The organism is Lysobacter gummosus, from assembly GCF_001442805.1.
In the GTDB taxonomy this organism is placed as follows: Bacteria; Pseudomonadota; Gammaproteobacteria; order Xanthomonadales; family Xanthomonadaceae; genus Lysobacter; species Lysobacter gummosus.
Genome location: NZ_CP011131.1, coordinates 1,158,474 through 1,177,573, shown reverse-complemented (window position 1 = coordinate 1,177,573; position 19,100 = coordinate 1,158,474). Strand labels below are relative to the sequence as shown.

Annotated in this window: 15 protein-coding genes and 1 tRNA gene; 6 read left to right on the top strand and 10 right to left on the bottom strand. The window is 67.9% G+C overall.

Features of this window, described 5'->3' with window-relative positions; genetic code table 11:
* Positions 1 to 86 precede the first annotated feature (86 nt).
* Together LG3211_RS04775 and LG3211_RS04770 are read left to right on the top strand one after the other, a co-directional pair.
* Positions 87 to 1,001, top strand: coding sequence for a branched-chain amino acid transaminase (locus tag LG3211_RS04775; RefSeq protein ID WP_057941821.1), 915 nt, complete (start codon positions 87 to 89; stop codon positions 999 to 1,001).
* A 214-nt stretch (positions 1,002 to 1,215) separates the two neighbouring features.
* Positions 1,216 to 1,824, top strand: coding sequence for a hypothetical protein (locus LG3211_RS04770; protein WP_148648746.1), 609 nt, complete (start codon positions 1,216 to 1,218; stop codon positions 1,822 to 1,824).
* Positions 1,825 to 2,294: 470 nt separating this feature from the next.
* On the opposite strand, the gene LG3211_RS04760 is transcribed toward LG3211_RS04770, so the two are convergent.
* The 5 genes from LG3211_RS04760 to LG3211_RS04740 form a co-directional block, all read right to left on the bottom strand.
* A complete protein-coding gene (locus tag LG3211_RS04760; protein WP_057941818.1) occupies positions 2,295 to 3,638 on the bottom strand; it encodes a sensor histidine kinase in 1,344 nt (447 codons plus the stop codon).
* Between the two features lie 4 nt (positions 3,639 to 3,642).
* Complete coding sequence (locus LG3211_RS04755) at positions 3,643 to 4,326, bottom strand: response regulator transcription factor (protein ID WP_036106879.1); 684 nt, start codon at positions 4,324 to 4,326, stop codon at positions 3,643 to 3,645.
* Positions 4,327 to 4,930: 604 nt separating this feature from the next.
* Entirely contained in the window at positions 4,931 to 5,839 is a 909-nt protein-coding gene (gene rimK / locus LG3211_RS04750; RefSeq protein ID WP_057941817.1) for a 30S ribosomal protein S6--L-glutamate ligase, read from the bottom strand.
* Positions 5,840 to 5,897: 58 nt separating this feature from the next.
* A complete protein-coding gene (locus LG3211_RS04745; RefSeq protein WP_057941816.1) occupies positions 5,898 to 6,347 on the bottom strand; it encodes an ATP-dependent zinc protease family protein in 450 nt (149 codons plus the stop codon).
* A gap of 370 nt (positions 6,348 to 6,717) precedes the next feature.
* Positions 6,718 to 7,299 carry a hypothetical protein gene (locus LG3211_RS04740; protein WP_057941815.1) on the bottom strand — a complete coding sequence of 194 codons (582 nt, stop codon included), beginning with the start codon at positions 7,297 to 7,299 and terminating at the stop codon, positions 6,718 to 6,720.
* 488 nt (positions 7,300 to 7,787) lie between these two features.
* Between LG3211_RS04740 and LG3211_RS04735 the strand changes: the two genes are divergently transcribed.
* Positions 7,788 to 9,446 carry an Eco57I restriction-modification methylase domain-containing protein gene (locus tag LG3211_RS04735; RefSeq protein WP_148648745.1) on the top strand — a complete coding sequence of 553 codons (1,659 nt, stop codon included), beginning with the start codon at positions 7,788 to 7,790 and terminating at the stop codon, positions 9,444 to 9,446.
* Between the two features lie 32 nt (positions 9,447 to 9,478).
* Positions 9,479 to 10,363, top strand: a complete 885-nt coding sequence (locus tag LG3211_RS04730; RefSeq protein ID WP_187313134.1) for a XamI family restriction endonuclease — start codon at positions 9,479 to 9,481, stop codon at positions 10,361 to 10,363.
* 199 nt (positions 10,364 to 10,562) lie between these two features.
* Here the strand turns inward: LG3211_RS04730 and LG3211_RS04725 are convergent.
* A tRNA-Gly gene (locus tag LG3211_RS04725) sits at positions 10,563 to 10,636 on the bottom strand.
* Between the two features lie 246 nt (positions 10,637 to 10,882).
* Between LG3211_RS04725 and LG3211_RS04720 the strand changes: the two genes are divergently transcribed.
* On the top strand, positions 10,883 to 13,078 hold the full coding sequence (locus tag LG3211_RS04720) for a prolyl oligopeptidase family serine peptidase (RefSeq protein ID WP_057941813.1): 2,196 nt from the start codon (positions 10,883 to 10,885) through the stop codon (positions 13,076 to 13,078).
* Positions 13,079 to 13,302: 224 nt separating this feature from the next.
* Here the strand turns inward: LG3211_RS04720 and LG3211_RS04715 are convergent, their stop codons facing one another.
* Positions 13,303 to 15,120 carry an autotransporter outer membrane beta-barrel domain-containing protein gene (locus LG3211_RS04715; RefSeq protein WP_425479936.1) on the bottom strand — a complete coding sequence of 606 codons (1,818 nt, stop codon included), beginning with the start codon at positions 15,118 to 15,120 and terminating at the stop codon, positions 13,303 to 13,305.
* A 496-nt stretch (positions 15,121 to 15,616) separates the two neighbouring features.
* On the opposite strand from LG3211_RS04715, the gene thiS reads away from it, so the two are divergent.
* Complete coding sequence (gene thiS / locus LG3211_RS04710) at positions 15,617 to 15,817, top strand: sulfur carrier protein ThiS (protein ID WP_057945277.1); 201 nt, start codon at positions 15,617 to 15,619, stop codon at positions 15,815 to 15,817.
* Here thiS and LG3211_RS27400 read toward each other — a convergent pair.
* The 3 genes from LG3211_RS27400 to LG3211_RS04700 form a co-directional block, all read right to left on the bottom strand.
* Entirely contained in the window at positions 15,814 to 15,918 is a 105-nt protein-coding gene (locus LG3211_RS27400) for a DUF6053 domain-containing protein (protein ID WP_222837575.1), read from the bottom strand. The two genes, thiS and LG3211_RS27400, sit on opposite strands and share 4 nt — an antisense overlap.
* Positions 15,919 to 15,995: 77 nt before the next feature.
* Positions 15,996 to 17,513 carry a CehA/McbA family metallohydrolase gene (locus LG3211_RS04705; protein WP_237049832.1) on the bottom strand — a complete coding sequence of 506 codons (1,518 nt, stop codon included), beginning with the start codon at positions 17,511 to 17,513 and terminating at the stop codon, positions 15,996 to 15,998.
* Between the two features lie 362 nt (positions 17,514 to 17,875).
* Positions 17,876 to 19,093: a phosphatidylinositol-specific phospholipase C1-like protein gene (locus LG3211_RS04700; protein WP_083512314.1), complete on the bottom strand. Its 1,218-nt coding sequence runs from the start codon at positions 19,091 to 19,093 to the stop codon at positions 17,876 to 17,878.
* Positions 19,094 to 19,100 lie beyond the last annotated feature (7 nt).

Sequence of the window (19,100 nt, the reverse complement as noted above, 5' to 3'; positions counted from 1 at the left end):
CAAAGCACATACCCCGGCGTCGGTTGGGCCGGAGTACCGGCGCAGGGCACAATAGCGGTTTCCCCACCCGACCACGGAAGCCGACGATGCAATACCCCGAATGGATCTGGCATAACGGCGCGATCAAGCGCTGGGCCGAAGCGACCACCCACGTCATGTCGCACGCGCTGCACTACGGCTCTTCCGTATTCGAAGGCATTCGCACCTACGACACGCCGAACGGTCCGATCATCTTCCGCTTGAACGACCACAACACCCGTCTGTTCGCGTCGGCCAAGATCTACGACATGGGCATTCCGTATTCGCTGGCGCAGCTCAACGACGCCTGCCACGAAGTCATCAAGGCCAACGGTCACACCACCGATTATCTGCGTCCGGTCGCCTATCGCGGCCTGGGCGGTTTCGGCCTGTCGGCCGACACGCCGACCGACGTCGCCGTCGCGACCTGGAAAATGGGCCAGTACCTCGGCGCCAGCGTGCTCGAAGAAGGCATCGACGCCTGCGTGTCGAGCTGGCAGCGGTTCGCGCCCAACACCATTCCGGCCGGCGCCAAGGCCGGCGGCAATTACCTTTCGGGCCAGTTGGTCGCGCGCGAAGCGCGGCGCCTGGGCTTCGGCGAAGGCATCGCGCTGGCGTCCACCGGCCTGCTGTCGGAAGGCGCGGGCGAGAACCTGTTCCTGGTCTTCAACGGCGCGCTGCACACCACGCCGGTGAGCGCGGCTCTGCTCAACGGCCTGACCCGCAACACCATCATCACCCTGGCGCGCGATGTCGGCATCGAAGTGATCGAGCGCGATCTGCCGCGCGAATACCTGTACCTGTGCGATGAGCTGTTCATGTGCGGCACCGCCGCGGAGATCACCCCGATCCGCTCGGTCGATGGCCGCCAGGTCGGCACCGGCCGTCGCGGCCCGGTGACCGAACGCATCCAGGAACTGTTCTTCGGCCTGTTCAACGGCAAGACCGCGGACAAGTACGGCTGGCTGGAAGCGGTGAAGTAATCGCCTCATCGCTCGGCGGCGGCGAGCGCATCGCCGCCGCCAAGCGCTATCGACGATCCCACGACCCGCGGCCCAGCCGCGGGTCGTTCGTTTTTGCGCGATGGCTATCGCCACGCGCTTACGCGCCGGCCATCGCAACATCCGATGCACGCATTTGACAGCGCCGCCACGGCGCGCGTATAGCTCGCCGAGCGCATTCGCCCGAGAGGCCGGCATGTCCGTCCGCCCTGCAGTTCCCTGTCTCGCCGCCATCGCCGCGCTCGGCCTGAGCGCCTGCGCGCATACCTCCGCCGACACATCGCCCGCTGTGAGGCATGCGCCAACGTCGTCCGCGGCCGCCGCGCCCAGGCTCAGCGCCGAACAGATGCTCACCCACCTGCTCGAACTCATCCGCACCAGCGCGCGGCTGGAAGATTTCACGGTCGAGCGCCTGAGCCGGACGATGGGCGTGCCGGTACAGCGCGCGCGCGATGAATCGCAGCGTTACGGCTACGGCGAGGCGCTCGACGCGCAGTGGAACCAGAATTTCGAAGTCGATCCGCAACGCACGGTCGGCGCGCGTTTCAACTTCAGTTTCGATCCCATCGCGCCCGAGGCGAATCCGCCGCTCGCCGAGCTGTGCCGGCTCGACTACCCGCGCTTCACCGCCGCGCTGGAGGAGATGGGCTTCAAGCGCACGCCGTATCGCGGCGAGCATGGCCGCTTCATCAACGACAACTTCGACCGCCCGGGCATGCGCGTGGCGGTGTATTCGCAGGGCGAGGTGTCGGCGTCCGGGCAGAGTACGGGCCGGGTTTGCGTGAAGCGGGTGCAGGTTTTCTGAGAGGCGGTTTGAGCGCTCTGCTTCGGATGCCGGTGCCGGGCGCTGTGTGCCGGGCATCCGCGTTTTTTGCTCGTTATTCCCACGAACGCGGGCTCCGCTTTACTTCGGCGGAGCCGAACATCCAGAGACTTCAAACGTTCTCGCACGAAAGGCACTGGATTCCCGCGTTCGCGGGAATGACGGTCTGGAAGGAACGCGGGCTCCGCTTTACTTCGGTGGAGCCGAACATCCAGAGACTTCAAACGTTCTCGCACGAAAGGCACTGGATTCCCGCGTTCGCGGGAATGACGTTCTGGAAGGATGCGCTGAAGGCTCTGGATGTTCGGCTCCGCCCACGTAAAGCAGAACCCGCGTCCGCGGGAATGACTGCCCTATTTCAGAGGCTCTAAGCGAGCGAGGGTGCAGAAGTCATCGCACCCGTCGCGAGGCCTGCCGCCTAGACCGTCAGGCCCATCCGCCGAGCCAGCCAATCAGTTCAACCGATCCGCCGCCCCGAACGTCAACGTAGCCACCACGCCCTTGACCTCACCCGGCTTCACGCGCACATCCCACCCGTACAACTCGCACAACCGACGCACGATCGACAGACCGATGCCGCCGCCCTGCGAATGGCCGGCGTGGGTGCCGCGGTAGCCGCGCTCGAACAGCTTGGCCGCGTCCTCGGCGCTCAGGCCAGGGCCGGAGTCGATCACTTCCACCGAGTGATCGTGCAAGCGCACCACCACCTCGCCCTCGGTCGTGTACTTGACCGCGTTGCCGATCAGATTGCCCAGTGCGACCGCGACCGCGGCTTCCGGCGCGTCCACCACCAGGCCGCGCGCGCCTTCCACGCTCAGCGCCAGCGCCTTGCCGCCGAGCTGGGCGCGATGCGCCTCCAGCAGTTGCTCCGACAACTTGGCGATGTCGGTCGCGCCGTGCCCGCGCTCGCTGCGCGAGAGCAGCAACAGCGCGCTGATCAGGTCGGTGCACTGTTGCTCGGCGCGCTGGATACGCAACAACCGGTTGCGAGTCTTGTCCTCCAGGTCCGGTCGCGACAGCAGCAATTCGACCGCGCCCTTGATAACCGCCAACGGCGTGCGCAGCTCATGGCTGACGTCGGCGTTGAACTCGCGGTCGCGCTGGACCACGTTGGTCAGGCGCTCGGCGTAGTCGTCCAGCGCCTCGGCGAGCTGGCCGACCTCGTCGTCGGGGAAGTGCGCGGCCAGCGCCTCGGATTGCGCGCTGCGGCCGGAACGCTTGATCCGCAGCGCCAGTTCCGACACCGGGCTCATCACCCGCGACGCCGCCCACCAGCCGACCAGCAGCGAGAACAGGGTGAACACCAGCACCGACAGATACAGCGCACGGTTGAATTGCATTTCGCTGCGCGCCGACGGGGTCATGTCGTAGGCGAGAAAGAACCACGCCCGCGGCGTCTTACGCACCGCCAGCCGGTAGGCGAACGGCTTGCCGTCGTCGCCCACGCCGTTCATGCCGACGATGCCGTCCTTGAGCTCGTACCACTCCGGTCGGTTGATCCGCACCGATTCGAACTTGTCCGGCGTGTAGACGAACGCGCGCACCTGGTCGAAGCCGAACTGCGGATTGCCGGGATCGAGTTCGAACTGCTGCGCCGCCTTGTTGATGTTGCGATTCATCGCGTCCTCGACCAACTGGTTCTCGACCCGCGAGCGGGTCCAGTTGGTGGCGAAGGCGAACATCGCGGTCAGGCCGAAGCCCAACAGCACGAACGACAAAATGATGCGGCTGCGCAACCGCCGCCGGAAGCGCTTCTTCTTTTTCAACCGCGATGCGGCCGGGTCCCCTGATGCCACGCGATCAACCGTTGCTTTCAGGCGCTGCGATGCGATAGCCGATGCCGTGACGGGTCTGGATCAGCGGCGTATCGAAGGGCTTGTCCACCACCGCGCGCAGGCCGTGGATGTGCACGCGCAGGCTGTCGGAGTCGGGCAGTTCCTCGCCCCACACGCGGGTTTCCAGTTCCTGGCGCGTGACCACCGCCGGCGAGGCTTCCATCAGCGCCTGCAGGATTTTCAATGCGGTCGGGTTGAGCTGCAGCAGCTTGCCCTGGCGCCGTACCTCCAGCGTGTCCAGGTTGTATTCCAGATCGGCGGCGTTGAGCACGCGCGTCTGCACGCCGCGGCCGCGGCGCGACAGCGCGTTGAGCCGCACTTCGACTTCCTGCAACGCGAACGGCTTGATCAGGTAGTCGTCGGCGCCGGAATCGAAACCGGCGAGCTTGTTGTCCAGACTGTCGCGCGCGGTCAGCATCAGCACCGGCGTTTGCTTGCGCGCTTCGTTGCGCAGCTTGCGGCAGACTTCCAGGCCGTCCAGACCGGGCAGGTTCAGGTCCAGCACGATGGCGTCGAAGTCGTGCACGACCGCCAGATGCAGGCCGGTGATGCCGTCGGCGGCGAAATCCACCGTGTGGCCTCGGTCCTCGAGAAAATCGCCGAGGTTGGCGGCGATGTCCTGGTTGTCTTCGATCACGAGTATGCGCATGTGGCTCGTCCCAGTAAGTTGGCGTTCGACCGCGATCGAGCGCCCGGGTTCCATTGGTGCCGTTGCGCGAGTGCGCAGCGGCGGCAAGCAGAGGATTCTGCCAGAGCGTTTGTAAAATGAACGGGAAGTGGAAGCGTGGGACAGGGATCGGCCAAAGCGCGCCGCGGCGAATGGGCCGGAAGTCACGGCCCTCGCGCGCCGGTGGGGCGCGCCTCAGCTGCGGTCGGCGCCGGCGGCCTCGCCCGGGCCTGAAAAGCGGGCAAAACAAAGGCCCAGACGCGGGGCCACCGCGCCTGGGCCAAAAGGGTATTGCCCCGATTACCGTAACCTGCGTACGACCAGATCCCTATCCGTAACGTTCTGACGAGGAGCGTGACTTGGAAGATCGGCAGAGCTTCGGTACGGGTAACGCTACGCGGATTTCGATTAAACCGTCGTTAAAAACGATGTTAAATAAAAGTTAATCGCAACTTGAAATTGCGATCGGGCCGGCCCAGCCCTTCCGCGCCGGGAACCTGCCGTTCGGCGGGTCGCCGGCAGATGACCTGCCCGGCTTGCCATTTGCCGGAAATCGGGCAAGCCCGACCCCGGGCCGAGGCCCCGTTCAGCGTCTCGCGGCCGTGCGACGCGCCGGTTTGGTCTTCAAACGGCTGGCCACGTACTGGATGATTTCCCCGGCCACATCCACCCCGCTGGCCTCCTCGATGCCCTCCAGGCCCGGCGAGGCGTTCACTTCCAGGACCAGGGGACCGCGGGCCGAGCGGATCAGGTCCACGCCGGCCACGCCCAGGCCCAGGACCTGGGCGGCGCGGATCGCGACCTCCTGCTCGGCGGCGCTGGCGCGTACGCCCTTGGCGGTGCCGCCGCGGTGCAGGTTGGAGCGGAAGTCGCCCTTGGGCGCCTGCCGCTTCATCGCCGCGACCACGTTGCCGCCGACCACGAAGCAGCGCAGGTCCGCGCCCTTGGCCTCGGCGACGAACTCCTGCACGAGGAAATTCGCGTACAGCCCGCGCAGCGCCTCGATCACGCCCTTGGACGCGGACAGCTTCTCGGTGAGCATCACCCCGGCGCCCTGGGTGCCTTCGTTGAGCTTGATCACGTGCGGCGGCGGACCGAGCATCGACAGCAGGTCGGCGGTGTCGTCGGGGTTGTCGCCGAACACCGTCGCCGGCAGGCCGATGCGTTCGGCCGCCAGCAATTGGTGGCTGCGCAGCTTGTCGCGCGCGCGCAGGATCGCGTCGGAGGTGTTCGGCGTGTAGGTCTCCATCAGCTCGAACTGGCGCAGAACGGCCGAGCCGTAACGCGTCACCGAGGCGCCGATGCGCGGAATCACCGCGTGATAGCCGGCGATTTCGCGGCCCTTGTAGTGCATCTGGAAACCGTCGGAGGCGATGCGCATGTAGCAGCGCAGCGGATCGAGCACGCGCACGCTGTGGCCGTGTTCGCGGGCGGCCTCCACCAGCCGGCGCGTCGAGTAGAGCTTGGTGTTGCGCGACAGGATCGCGAGCTTCATAGGAGAGGTCGGCTGGAAGTGGGGAAGGTGGCGTCGCGCGATCGCGGTCGCGCGCCGGTCAGCTGCGGGGTACCCGGCGTCGCGCGCGTCCATGCAGGAACGAGCGTGCCGGATCGATCGTGAACACCTGCGCCACCGCGGTGCGGCCCAGCAACATCGGGAAACGCATGCCGCGACGATCCGACAGGTTTATTTCAATTTCGCGTTCGGCGCCGGCCAGACTCAGCACGGTGCGGATGAACACGCGGCGGGTGCGATGGCCGCCGGAGTCGGTGACCTCGCGTTCGTCGAACACCGGAGCGGCCGCTTCGACCTCGCCCGCGCCGACCGCGCCGGGACTGAGGCGGAACCCGACCCAGGGCTCGCCGGCTTCGACATAGCGCCAATGCGCGTCCACATGCAGCGCCGAACTGCGCGCGCCGGTGTCGATCTTGGCGCGGATGCCGGCGATGCCCAGCGACGGCAACACCGCCAGCTCGCGCCAACCGAGGACGATCTTGGATGACATCGCACCTCCGGTGTGGCGATTGCGGTTGGCGTGGCTTCGACGCGGTTTGGACCGCGCCGCGCGGGCGTGGTTCATTCCAGGCCGTCGCCGTGGCGACAAAAAACGGCGGCCTCGCGGCCGCCGTACGTATCGGATCGCAGCGGGCGCTGATCGACCCGGCCCGAGGCTGCGAAGCGATGCGCGACGGTTCGCTGCGGAACCGGGCGCGCAGTCTAACCCGCGGGCGGCGCGAGCGTCGATGCGTCCGCCGACGCTGTGCGTATCCGGTGCGGAACAATGATTTTTTTACACGCCCAAGCGCGGACATGCCGCGCATGAAGGGTTCAGAATCGAAACACGGTCTGCGCTGGCGAGGCCCGCGGGCACGCGCTCAGTTACGGCAATTGCGCCGTTCTTCTTCCAGTTCCTGCGCCACCGCGTCGGCGCCGAGCACGGCCAGGTCGCGGATGTTCTTGCGCGTTTCCTGGCAGTCGTCCGGACCTCCGCCGCCGAACAGGCGGCCGATCTGTTTCACCGTGGATGCGATCGAACGCGGCGCCTGCATCTTGAAGCGTTGCGCGCCCTGCCCCGGCAATGCCGGCGCGCGGCTGGCGAAGGCCCTGCCCGCCGGCGCGTCCCAGGGCGTTCGCGGCGACGCGGCGAGCGCGGATGGATCGATGCGGATCGCGGTCAGGCCGGTGGGTTCGGGTTCGGCGGCGATGGGCGCGACGGGTATGTCGATGCTTGCCGACGCCGACGCCGTGGCGGGCGCGGCGTCGCGCTGTCGTGCGGGAATGCGCGGCGCACGGGCCGGCGTGACGCGCGGCGGTTGTACGCGCGGCATCGGCGCGATCTGTGCTGCGCGCGGCGGCAACAACACCAACAGCGGATCTTCGCCGGCATCGGCCATGCGCGGCAGCGGCGCGAGCAGGCTTTCGCCGAACCAGAACAGGCCGGCATGCAGCGCCAGCACGAAAAGTGCCGCGGCGCCGCGTTCGGCGCGATCGCGCGCAGGAACGGTGGATCGTTGTACGGCGCTCGGTTCCGGACGCGCGGTCGCGCTCCGGGAACGGATTCCTTGCCTCATCCCGCGTGTCCTTACTGAGTATCAGCGCGGCGAGTGTGCGCATAAACCGGGGGGTCTTACGGCATCGGCCGGGTTCGCGGTTGGCTCGTGTTCAAGCGCAAATGCGCGCGATGGCAGCGGACTAACGAAGGCATAACGGAACGGCCCGATCCATCCTCGTTGCAGTGGCATCTGGCAACGCGTATCGAGCCGACCCGAGCCGCCGCAAAAGCGAAGCACCGCTCATCGCCACGCATCGGCTCGGACCCACCGCGACCGCCGAAGCGATGCCGCACGGCAAGCGCGCCGGTATCACTCCGTGAGACGCCCATGGTAAAAATACGAGATCGGCCCGGGCAGCATCTTCGCTGCCGGGCCATCGCACGGGAATGGCCATGACAGGTCTGAAAAAGAAACCTGCCGATGTCCGCCGTGCCCCAGCCGCGCGCAGGGGGCATCCGCAGGAGCCTCGGCTGATCCAGAACGAACGCGAACTCATCGCCCTGTGCCTGGCGTTGGCCGGGCGCGGTGCGTCGTTGTCGGCCGCCGAGCGCGCCGCCGCCAAGGGCATCGCGCCGATGGCCGACCGCAGCATGGTCGAGCGGGCGCGCGGCCTGATCGGGCAAGGCTCCGACCCGCTGGGCGGAGTCTTCCTGCGCCTGCGCTCGTCCGAAGTCCGCCGTCGCCTGGGCGCGGTCTACACCCCGGCGCCCATCGTCGAGTCGATGCTGAGCTGGTGCGCCGAGCAAGGCGCGCCCGACCGCGTGATCGATCCGGGCGCGGGCTCGGGCCGCTACCTGATGGCCGCCGCGCTGCGTTTTCCGCAGGCCCGGCTGATCGGCGTCGAACTCGACCCGGTCGCAGCGCTGATGCTGCGGGCCAACCTCACCGTGCACGGATGCATCGAGCGCGCGACCATCGTGGTCGAGGACTTCCGCCAGGCCGCGCTGGAGCGGATCGATGGGCGCACGCTGTTCATCGGCAATCCGCCCTACGTTCGCCATCATGAAATCGGCGAGGCGTGGAAAACCTGGTTTGCCGAATCGGCGCACGCCTACGGGCTGCGCGCGAGCAAACTGGCGGGACTGCATATCCATTTCTTCCTGCGCGCGTTGCAGCTCGCGCAGCCGAACGACATCGGCGCGTTCATCACCTCCGCCGAATGGCTGGACGTGAACTACGGCGCCACGCTGCGCCGGTTGCTGGCCGATCAACTCGGCGGCGTCGCCGTCCACGTTCTGGACGCGCGCGCCATGCCGTTCGAGAACACCGCGACCACCGGCGCCATCACCTGCTTCAAGATCGGCCAGCCGTCGCAAGGCTTGCGCGTGCGCGCGGTCGAGTCGATGGAGACGCTCAACGGCTTGAGCAAAGGCGACGTCGTGCCGTGGGACAGCGTGCGCAACGCGGCGCGCTGGTCGCCGTTGTTCAAGCCGGCGCGGGTCGTACCGGAGGGCTATGTCGAGCTGGGCGAGCTGTGCCGCGTGCATCGCGGCCAGGTGACCGGCAGCAACGATGTCTGGATCGCGGGCGAGCACGCCCGCCGCCTGCCCAGCAGTGTGCTGATCCCGACCATCACCCGCGCCCGCGATCTGCTCTGCGCCGGCGCGCAACTGGATAACGCGCAGCCGCTGCGTTGCGTGGTGGATCTGCCGGCCGACCTGGACGTACTCGACGCCGAGGCCAGAAAAGCGGTCAAGCGCTTCCTGACCTGGGCGCGGCAGCAAGGCGCGGACCAGTCCTACATCGCCCGCCATCGCAAGGCCTGGTGGTCGGTCGGCCTGAAACAGCCCGCACCGATCCTGTCCACCTACATGGCGCGGCGCGCGCCGGCATTCGTGCGAAACCTGTGCGATGCGCGCCACATCAATATCGCCCACGGGCTTTACCCGCGACAGGACATGCCGGCGGCGAAACTCGACGCGCTCGCGAGCTGGCTGCGCCACAACGTCATCACCGAGGACGGCCGCACCTATGCCGGCGGCCTGACCAAATTCGAGCCGAAAGAACTCGAGCGCGTGCTGGTTCCGAACCTGGACGCCCTGGGCGCATGACGGCGACGCCCCGGACCTGGACGGCGTCCGAAATGGCGCAAGACGCGCACGCCGCGGTCTCGGCCTTCCGATGGGCGCGGCTGGGCGAGCCGCTGGCGCTGTGGAAAGCGACGTTTCGCGCAAGCCGGCGCGAAGTGCGCGCGGTCTTCCGCGAACTCGACCTGCGCGCGCCCCAGCGCATCCACTCCCGGCAAATCGCGCAGCTTTACCGCATGCAGCTCGGCGACGCCCTGCGCTACCTCGCCGCGCCGCCGATTTCCGCCGACGACCTGAAGGTGCTCGCCGACTCCACGCTGAGCGGCGCCGCGCTGCGTAAACCCTCGCAAGCGCGCAGCGTTCTGCGGACGATCCAGCAAACGCTCGATCCTTTCCGGTTTCAATGGGTGATTACCGCCCGACGCCCCAGTCCGGCCGAATGGAAAGCCGCGATCGTCGCCACCGCGTCCTTGCTGACGTACCAGCGCGTCGCGACCATCCGCCGCAACGCCGACAAGGACGATCAGGAACGCGCGGTGAAAGCCTACCTTCGCGACGTGCTCGGACTGCGCGAAGAAGCGCCGCGAAAGATCGACACCATGCGCGACACGCCCCCGCCCGGATCGTTCTGCGGCGAATCGGAAGTAGACGGCCGCAAAGCCGACATCGTGGTGTCCCTGCACGACGGCCGCCTGCTGCTGATCGAGTGCAAGGTGTCCAACAGCGCCTTGAACAGCGTCAAACGCCTGAACAACGATGCCGCCGCCAAGGCCGCGCACTGGATCAAAGCTTTCGGCGTATCGCAGGTAGTGCCTGCGGCCATGCTGTCGGGCGTGTTCAAGACGCGGCATCTTGCCCATGCGCAGGATCAGCAGAGTCTTGCGCTGTTCTGGGCGCATCGGCTTGAAGACTTGGGTGCGTTCGTCAACGCGACCAAGTAGGCCTTGGGATCATTAGCTGCGCTGCGGCTGCGCCTGCGAGAAGGCGGCGGTGAAGCCGACTGCCCATGCCCTGCCGGCACCCGAACTTCCCGAACAATGAATAGATGCGATCCACGCTCGGATCGACGCACCTCAGGACGCGCCTGCGGCCGGGAAAAGCAAAAGGGACAAGGCATTCGGCCTTGTCCCTGTCGGAAGTTGGAGCGGGTGATGGGAATCGAACCCACGCTAGCAGCTTGGGAAGCTGCAGTTCTACCATTGAACTACACCCGCGTGACCGAAAGTCTATGCGCCCGGGTACCGGCTTGGCAACGCGGCGTGCGCCGGGGCGTCGAGGCGGCAACGCCGGCCAGTCCGTGACCACGGCGCAGCCATCGATCCCCGCGCCGCCGCCCCGCCGAAACCTTGCCCGCGCGCACAGGCCCGCCCGCGATCGCCGACATCGCTGCTTTGGGCACATTCGAGCCGCCGGGCCGTCTGCGATGATCGCTGCGATCTTCGTCACGGCCCGCATTCGCCATGAACCTTCGCTCCCTGCCCTGCCTGCTCGCGGCCGCGTTCATCCTGCCGGCGGCCGGTGCCGCCGAAGCGCCGCCGGTGGCGCGCACGGTGGACACCGTCGATCACGCGTTCGGGCTGACCCTGCCCGATCCGTACCGGTGGATGGAGGGCGACAACAATGCCGAATTCCAGACCTGGCTGCGCCTGCAGGGCGAGGCCACGCGCGCGCGCCTGGACGCGCTGCCGGCGACGGCGGGTTGGCGCGAGCGACTGCGCGGCGTCAGCGCCGGCACGGTGGTGCATCGCTTGCAGCGCGCAGTCGGCGAGCGGGTGTTTTTCCTGCGTCAGAAGCAAGGCTCCGAAGGTGTGTTGATGGTGCGCGAGAAGGACGGCAGCGAGCGCGTATTGTTCGATCCGAACGCGAGCAAGGACGGCGCCTCGATCACTGAGTACAGCGTCAGCGCCGACAGCAAGCGCATCGCCGTCAACATCGATCGCGGCGGCAGCGAAATCACCCAGATCCGCGTGTTCGGCGTGGACGACGGCAAGCCGCTGGCCGACGCCATCGACTCGGTCTGGGGCGAGTTCCGCGCCCAGTGGCTGGCGGACGCTTCCGGATTCGCCTACACGCAGATGGCGCCGGAGTCCGAGCGCGTCGGCAAGGACCCGATCCAGAACATGCGTGTGCGCTTCCATCGCCTGGGCACGCCCGCCGCCAGCGATCCACTGCTGCAGAAGGCCGGCGACCAGCAACCGGCGCCGATGCAGCCGCAGAATTTCCCCGTGGTGCAACTCGATGCCGACTCGGACTGGGCGCTGCTGTCGATCGGCGGCGCGCGCGCGGAAATGCGCGCCTGCGTGGCGCCGCGCAAGCTCGCCGTCGCCGCGGCCCCGCCGTGGCGTTGCGTGGTCGATTTCGACGACAAGGTGCAGGAAGTAGTGCTGCACCGCTCCACGCTGTACTTGCTGTCGTCGAAGGACGCGTCCAACGGGCGCTTGCTGGCGCTCGACCTCGACCGCCCCGATGCGCGCGCGGCGGATGCGCGCGTGGTGCTGCCCGAATCGGCCGACGCGGTGATCAACAGCGTCGGCACCGACAATCTGGTCGGCGCGCGCGACGGCATGTACCTGCGGCGCATGAAGCTGGGCGTGGACGACATCGTGCGCATCGCCTACGCCGACAAGAAAAGCTCTCAGGCCGCGCCGCAAGCGCTGGACATGCCGTTCTCCGGTTCCTCGCCGTGGATGGCCGCCAATCCGCGCACCGACGGCTTGTTGTTCGTGCTGCAGGGCTGGACCCGGCCGCGCATGGCCTACCGGCATCGGCCGGGCGAGGCCAAGCCGCTTGATCTCAAGCTTGGCGCGACCACACCGGGCAATTACGACGACATCGACACCGTCCTGACCGAAGCGATCAGCGCCGACGGTACGCGCGTTCCGCTGAGCATCGTCTATCGCAAGGACACCGTGCGCGACGGTCGCAATTTGGCGATGCTGGCTGGTTACGGCGCTTACGGCTTCAGCATGCAGCCGACTTTCGATCCGTTGCGGCTGGAATGGGTCAAGGCGGGCCACGTGTATGCGATCGCCCACGTCCGCGGCGGCGGCGAGAAAGGCGCGGCCTGGCATGCCGGCGGCAAAGGTCCGCTCAAATACCGCGGCGTGGAGGACTTCATCGCCGCCGCGCAGCAATTGACGAAGATGGGCTTCACCGCGCCGCAACGCACCGCGGTATGGAGCGCCAGCGCCGGCGGCATGCTGGTCGGCGGCGCCATCACCCGCAAGCCGGAGCAGTTCGGCGCGGCGGTCATCAACGCCGGCCTGATCGACACCGTGCGTCTGCTGGAAGGCAAAAACGGCGCCAATCAGGTCGCCGAACTGGGCGATCCACGCACCGCCGAGGGGCTCAAGCAACTGGCGGCGATGGACGCGTATCAGCAGATCCGCGACGGCAAGCGCTATCCGCCGACGATGTTGACCGTCGGCCTCAACGATCAGCGCGTGGTGCCGTGGCACAGCGGCAAGTTCGGCGCGCGCCTGGCCGCGGCCGGCGACGGCAAGGTGCCGGTCTGGTTCCGCACCGATGCCGGCAGCGGCCACTTCGCCACTTCGATGGATGAGGGCGCGTTGCTGTGGTCGGATGTGTATGCGTTTTTCGAGTATCAGCTGCAGCAGCCGATGCAGGATGGCGCGGGCAAAGCCGGGGCGGATTGAAATACTTCTGTGGGAGGGCCTTCAGGCCCGATGCTTTTCGTTCCGATCGCCGCGACCTGAAAGAAAAACATCGGGCGTGAAGGCCATCGCACAAAAGCCGGCAGCACCGGGCCCGAGGTGAAGGTACCCCCACAAAAAAAGACGCGGCGATCGCTCGCCGCGTCTTTCGTTTCATCCCAGCGCTAACCCTCGCGGCCACGGCGAAACGCCGCGGCCGCGACGGCTCAGAAGCCGCTGCCGATCTGCGCGAACACCGTGGTGTTGTTGCCCGCGCCCTGGCCGACGGTGACGCTGGCGCCCAGGTTGGCGTCCAGGCCGAACAGCTTGGTGCGCGTGCCCAGCAGCAAGGTGCCGTAGTCCTGGTCGAACTCGCGGCCCTTGACCGCGTAGTAGCCCAGGCCCGGCACGGTCTGCAGGCGCGCGTAGGCGTTCTTCGGCGCGTCTTCGAACTCGCGGTCGAAGGTCAGGCGCGCGTACGGACGGAAGCCTTCGCTGTGGGTGTAGTTGACCTGCCAGCCGACGCTGCCGATCAGCGAATCGAAGCTCTGGTCCGGATAAGCCAGCGAGGTCGACAGGGTGGGTTCGCTTTCGGCGAAGCCGTCCACATCGATGCGCTGCGACAGGATGCCGATCACCGGGCCGTGACGCAGGGTTTCGCCGAATTCCCAACCGGCGTTCAACGCGGCGGTGACGTTCTTGCCGTCGGCCGAGCCGTGATGCACGCGGGTCACCGCGCCCAGGTTGGCGTTGCGGTCGATGTCGAAGTCCAGCTTGGTGTAGCTCAACTGGCCGTTGACCCAGGCGTGCTGGCCGTACCAGCCGATGAAGCCGCCGATGCTGGTGTCCTTCTGTTCGAACTCGCCGTTGCGCAGACCGAAGTCCTGCTTCTGCTGGCCGTAGCCGAGGAAGGCGCCGAACACCAGATTGCCGCGGGTCCAGTCCACGCCGCCGGTCAGCGCCGGGCCGGCGCCGTCGTACAGGTCGCCGTGGCCGTAGCGCTGGAAGTCGCCGCGCACGCTGCCCCACCAGCGCATGCCCTCGCCGTCGGAACGCTCGCCGACGTGGTTGGCGACCTGATCGGCGCGGGCGCGGCCGACGGTCGAAGCCGAGTTCGGCAGCAGGGCGATGAAGCGCGGGCCTTCCAATACCGACAGGGCGTAGTCGGCGAGGATGCGGTGCGACTTGCTGGAAGGATGCACGCCGTCGGCGAAGGCATAGGTATCGGCGCCGCCCGGCACGGTGTTGGCCGGGCTGCAGGTCAGCGACGAGGCGGTGATCTGCGGGTTGCAGGCCGTGCCGGTGACGTTGCCGATGCCGTAGGGATTCGGGTTGGCGGTGATTTCGCGCAGCAGGTTGAACGTATCCAGCGGGATCACGCGCAGGCCGGCCGAGGCGATGCCGCCGTACAGCGCGGTGTTGTAGGTCGATGCCAGTTGCGTGCCGGCCGCCTGCTGAGCCGCGCCGCCGGCGCGGAACTGCGGGGTCACGCCCAGGTCGGGCACCGTCGGGACCAGGATGTATTCCGCGCCGGCGTTGCGCAGCGCGCCGATCACGCCGATCTGCGCGGTGACCGCGTTGGTGATGGTGGACTGCGCCGGCGCGCCGGCGGCGACCGCGAACAGATCGTTGGCGCCGCCCCACACGGTGTACAGCGCGTTGGGATCGGCGCGGCCGCCGTTGGCGGCGAGGTAGTTGGCGGTCTGCGTGGCCAGCGACGGAATCGTGCCCAGCGCGCCGCTGGTGTTGGTGCCGGTGCGGGCGCCGCCGACGGCGTAGTTGGTGCCGCCCTGGTTGTCGCTGGTGGCGTTGGTGCCGTAGTAGTCGGCCAGCCATTCCGACCAGACCAGGCCCGGATTGGTGGTGAAGCGGCCGATCAGCGCGCCGTTCGGGCCGACCGCCTGGATCAGCGCCGGGCGGAAGTGGCCCGAATCGGTGAGGCTGTCGCCGATGAAGACGGTCTGCGAATAGGGATCGCCGGCGGCGAAGGCCGGAGCGGCGGCCAGCACGAGAGCGGCGGCCAGCGCGGTACGAACGGGTTTCATCATGAACTTCCCTGATTGACTAACGGTGGCGGCGGGCCGGCGGCTCCGAAACCGGAGCCAGCGACCGCCGAAAAGAGCGCCTTCCACCGACATACGCCGGCGGATGGCCGAATCGAAACACGCGCCCGGCGAGCAAGGCAAGGCGCAGCGCGGCAAAGCGGTGGCGTCGCGAGAGCCTCGCACCGGCTTTCGCGCCGGTCCCGGGGGCGGCCGCGGCGGACCGCGACCGCGCGATTATCGCTGTCCCGGGACAGTGCTGCCGGGGCCAGACGTCACAGGTCTCGGGGTATGGGCGGCCGTGTTCGGGGTCGGTTCGCGAGCGCGGCTGGTGCTGGTGCGGTGCGGTGTTCGTATCGAGCTTGGCGGCTGTGTCGCCGCGCGTGGCCTTCGGCGGCGGCGCGCGGCACCGCTGGCGCGAGCGGTGGCGGCACCGGGCCGGCGTCAGCGGCCAAGCCCGATGCTGGCCGCGCGGCGGCCCGCGCGCGACAATGGCCGCATGAATATTCTGCTCAATGGCGAACCGCGCTCGCTCGCGGCGCCGACCACTTTGATCGAACTGCTGCACGCTGAAGGCCTGCGCGAACGCCGCGTCGCGGTCGAGATCAACGGCGAGATCGTGCCGCGCGGCCGCCACGCGGACACGGCGCTGGCCGAAGGCGACAAGGTGGAGATCGTGCACGCGCTGGGCGGCGGCTAAGGCTTTCGCCGCCGGGCCGCCGAAGCACGAAGTCTTTTGCAGGAGGGAGCTTTAGTCCCGATGCTTTTGGGACAACTCGCCGCGAACTGAGCGAAGAGCATCGGGGCTAAAGCTCCCTCCCACAAAAGCTGAAGCGCCCTCTCACGAGAGTGTTGCTCCTGACCAAGGAAGCAAAACCTCAGCGCCAGTTGAAGTAAACCGGATTGCCGACCAGCGCCAGACGCCCCTGCGCATCGCGCACATCCACCCGCAACCAATGCCGCGCGCCGTCGCTGCGCCAGCGGAAATCGAAGCTCTGCTCGGCCGAACCGATCGCCGGCTGGGCGATCAGCGGCGCCATCGCGCCATCGACGATCACCTCCACCTTCCCGCCGGCCGCGCCGCGCACCTGCAACCACAGCCGCGCCTGCTCGCCGGACTTCAGCGCCAGATCGCCGCCCATCGCCACCTCGCGCGCGCCATGCGCGGCACTGAGGCTCAAGGCGCGATCCTTGGTCCCGCGCACATCGACGAACACCTCGCCCGCGCGCAGCCCGTCGAGGATCGCCGCCATCGACAGCTCGCGCGCCCGCACCACCGTGGTCGGGCGGCCGATGCGGCTGGCGCCGAACGGTTCTTCGGCCTGGGTCGGCGCATCGTGATTGTCGCTGCCGCCCACGCCGGTCAGGCGATGGCCGGCGTTTAGTTCGCGCTGCCAGAACGCGATGCCCGAGCCCGGCGTGTCGGCGTCGCCGCCGTTGACCGCTTCGACCATCTGCACGCGCGACAGATCCGCGGCCGGCGTCGGCGTCCAGCCGCAGCCCATGCAGCGCTCGTCGGAAGGACGGATCGGATGGTTGATCGACACCGGCACGCCGCGCTGTTGCAGCGTGCGCAGCAGCGAATTCCAATCCGGCACCGCGGCGCTGCCGACGCGGAAATCCACCGGCGCGTAAGTGCCGAACACGTTAGCGTGGCCCTGGAAGGTGGTGATCTCGATTCCGGGAATCAGCAGCAGGCGATCGAAGTACGGCTGCAGCTCACGCAAGTCGGCCAGATGCGAGACGGTGTTGTGCTCGGTGACGGCGATGAAGTCCAGGCCCGCGGCGCTGGCCGCCTGCGCGGTCAGGAACAGCGGACACGGCACTTTCGCTCCGGCCTGCGAAGCGCAGCTGCCGTCGCTGTGGCCGGTATGCATGTGCAGATCGCCGCGATACCAGCCCGGGCCGGCGCGCAACGGCGGCGGCGCGAGCACGGCGGGAATCGCATCGGGTTGGTCGGCGCGGGTGAAGCGGATGCGCGCGCGATAGCTCGCCTGGGTGTCGGCGCGGATGTTCGGAATACCCAGCAACACCTTCCACTCGCCCGCCGGCACCGCGCCGGCCAAGTACGAGGGCGTGACATCGGCGGCGCTGACAGTGAACACGCGCTTATTGCCGCCGCTCCAGCCGCGAAACCCGTCGCGGCCGAGGAACGGCCCGGGCCCGATCAGGCCGAGGTCGATGGTGGTTTTATCGGCGCGGTCGTAGTCGAACTCTACGGTGATGCGGGCGATGCCTTCGGGCACCTGGAACGGGAGCTCGCGGTAGGTTTTGTTATCGCGGCCGGTGATGTGGCCTTCCAGGGTCAGGTCGGGCGCGGAGGTGCTTGCCGCGTTGGCCGGCGTTGCGGTGGGCGTGCTGGCGGTGTTGCCGTTTGCATGCGTTATGAGGGGCAATGCGAGCGCCGCCAGCGTGGCGCCGATGCAAGTCAGGCGAAGGGCGAGGACTTTGGCGCGCGCGGCGATCCGTTCTTGCTGGTGCTTCGCCTCGTGCCTCGGCCGCTGCTTCGGCCTTTGCCACTGCTTTTGCTCGTCATTCCCGCGAAGGCGGGAATCCAGCGACTTCAGGCGTTCTCGCACGAAAGGCACTGGATTCCCGCCTTCGCGGGAATGACGGGCAAAAACACGGGGATGACGGGCAAAAGCAAAGGCGTCGGACTTCATGTGCTTACCTCGGTAAAACCCTGGATCCCCGCCTTCGCGGGGATGACGGCCTGCGGGTGTCGGTGTCGGTAAAGCCATGGATAGCAAAACACCGCTCAATCGTGCTTCTCCGCCGCCTCGATCGGCCGCTGCCCGCACCGCTCCATCGCCCGCAGCGGATTGCACCGCACCACTTCGCTGCGCGGGAACGTCACCCGATAGCGGCTGAAGCGCAGGTCCGGCTTGAGATAATCGGTGGAGATGTACTGCGCGCCGCTGGCGAACGCCGCTTCGCGCCGGCGCGAATCGTTGTGTCGCGCCTCGACCGTGTCGGCGTCGGCGCGGGTGCGCACCAGGAATCCGGCCTTGACCGCGCGGGCGATGCGCTCGCCCTGCGCGATCGGATCGTTGAGGGTCAGATACGCCGCATCGGCCGCGTTCTCGTCGCCATTGACGAACATCGCCCGGCCTTCCAGCGAACGCCGCGCGCCGCGGTATAAGCCGACCTTGCGCGCGTCTTCGTCGAGCGCGAACACCATCTTGCCGCGCGACTGGCCGATGCTCGGCCAACCGCCGGCGATCACCGCCTCGCGCAAGGTCTTCGCCTGCCCGCGCACCGTGTCCGGCACGATCAATTCGTCGGCCGCGAACACCGAGCGGATCTCGGCGTCGAGCGCGTCGAAGGCTTTGCCGTCGAATGCGAGCGGCGCGATCGCGCCCGGGCCGCTCTTGCCGTCCTTGGCGTTGATCAGGATCAGGATCGGCGCATGCTCGCGATGGTTCTGCGACCACGCGCGGATCTGCCGCAGGCACTGGACGAAGGCCATGCACTGGCTGCGAAAGTCGATATCGGCCAGATGCATGACCTTGAACCCCGGCTGCGCCATCTGCGCCGCCACCGGCGCCGGCCACGGTCCCGCCTCGCCGTAGCCGCGGCGCAAGGCGCCGGGCGGATGCGCGTAACGGCCACCCTTCGGGTCGTAGTACACGTCCAGCTCCAGCACCCGCGCGCCGAGTTCGAGTTGCTGATGCAGCGGCTCGTGCGCGTAGTCGAGCGAATCCGCGCCGGCGGCGTCGCGGGCGCGGTGCGCGGCCAGTTCCTCGGCCGGGATCGCCAGCTTGTAACTGTTATGCGTGCCGATCGCCTGCAAGTCGTTGAGATGCAGATTGCGATCCATCCACGCCGCCGCGCAATCCGGACCGGCCTGGGCGGCGTCGGGCGCATCGAGCTTGCATGGCGCATCGGCCGCCTGCGCACCGGCCGCGCCGGCGGCGATCAAGCCGCAAGCCAACACGGCCGCAGACAACACACTCGGCAAACCCGCACGTTTCATACCCGGA

Excerpts from the sequence above, each read along its gene's own strand:
- LG3211_RS04775 (WP_057941821.1), top strand. The coding sequence starts at position 87 with ATGCAATACCCCGAATGGATCTGGCATAACGGCGCGATCAAGCGCTGG.
- LG3211_RS04770 (WP_148648746.1), top strand. The coding sequence starts at position 1,216 with ATGTCCGTCCGCCCTGCAGTTCCCTGTCTCGCCGCCATCGCCGCGCTC.
- LG3211_RS04755 (WP_036106879.1), bottom strand. The coding sequence starts at position 4,326 with ATGCGCATACTCGTGATCGAAGACAACCAGGACATCGCCGCCAACCTC.
- rimK (WP_057941817.1), bottom strand. The coding sequence starts at position 5,839 with ATGAAGCTCGCGATCCTGTCGCGCAACACCAAGCTCTACTCGACGCGC.
- LG3211_RS04745 (WP_057941816.1), bottom strand. The coding sequence starts at position 6,347 with ATGTCATCCAAGATCGTCCTCGGTTGGCGCGAGCTGGCGGTGTTGCCG.
- LG3211_RS04735 (WP_148648745.1), top strand. The coding sequence starts at position 7,788 with ATGACAGGTCTGAAAAAGAAACCTGCCGATGTCCGCCGTGCCCCAGCC.
- LG3211_RS04730 (WP_187313134.1), top strand. The coding sequence starts at position 9,479 with ATGGCGCAAGACGCGCACGCCGCGGTCTCGGCCTTCCGATGGGCGCGG.
- LG3211_RS04720 (WP_057941813.1), top strand. The coding sequence starts at position 10,883 with ATGAACCTTCGCTCCCTGCCCTGCCTGCTCGCGGCCGCGTTCATCCTG.
- LG3211_RS04715 (WP_425479936.1), bottom strand. The coding sequence starts at position 15,120 with ATGAAACCCGTTCGTACCGCGCTGGCCGCCGCTCTCGTGCTGGCCGCC.
- thiS (WP_057945277.1), top strand. The coding sequence starts at position 15,617 with ATGAATATTCTGCTCAATGGCGAACCGCGCTCGCTCGCGGCGCCGACC.
- LG3211_RS27400 (WP_222837575.1), bottom strand. The coding sequence starts at position 15,918 with ATGCTCTTCGCTCAGTTCGCGGCGAGTTGTCCCAAAAGCATCGGGACT.
- LG3211_RS04700 (WP_083512314.1), bottom strand. The coding sequence starts at position 19,093 with ATGAAACGTGCGGGTTTGCCGAGTGTGTTGTCTGCGGCCGTGTTGGCT.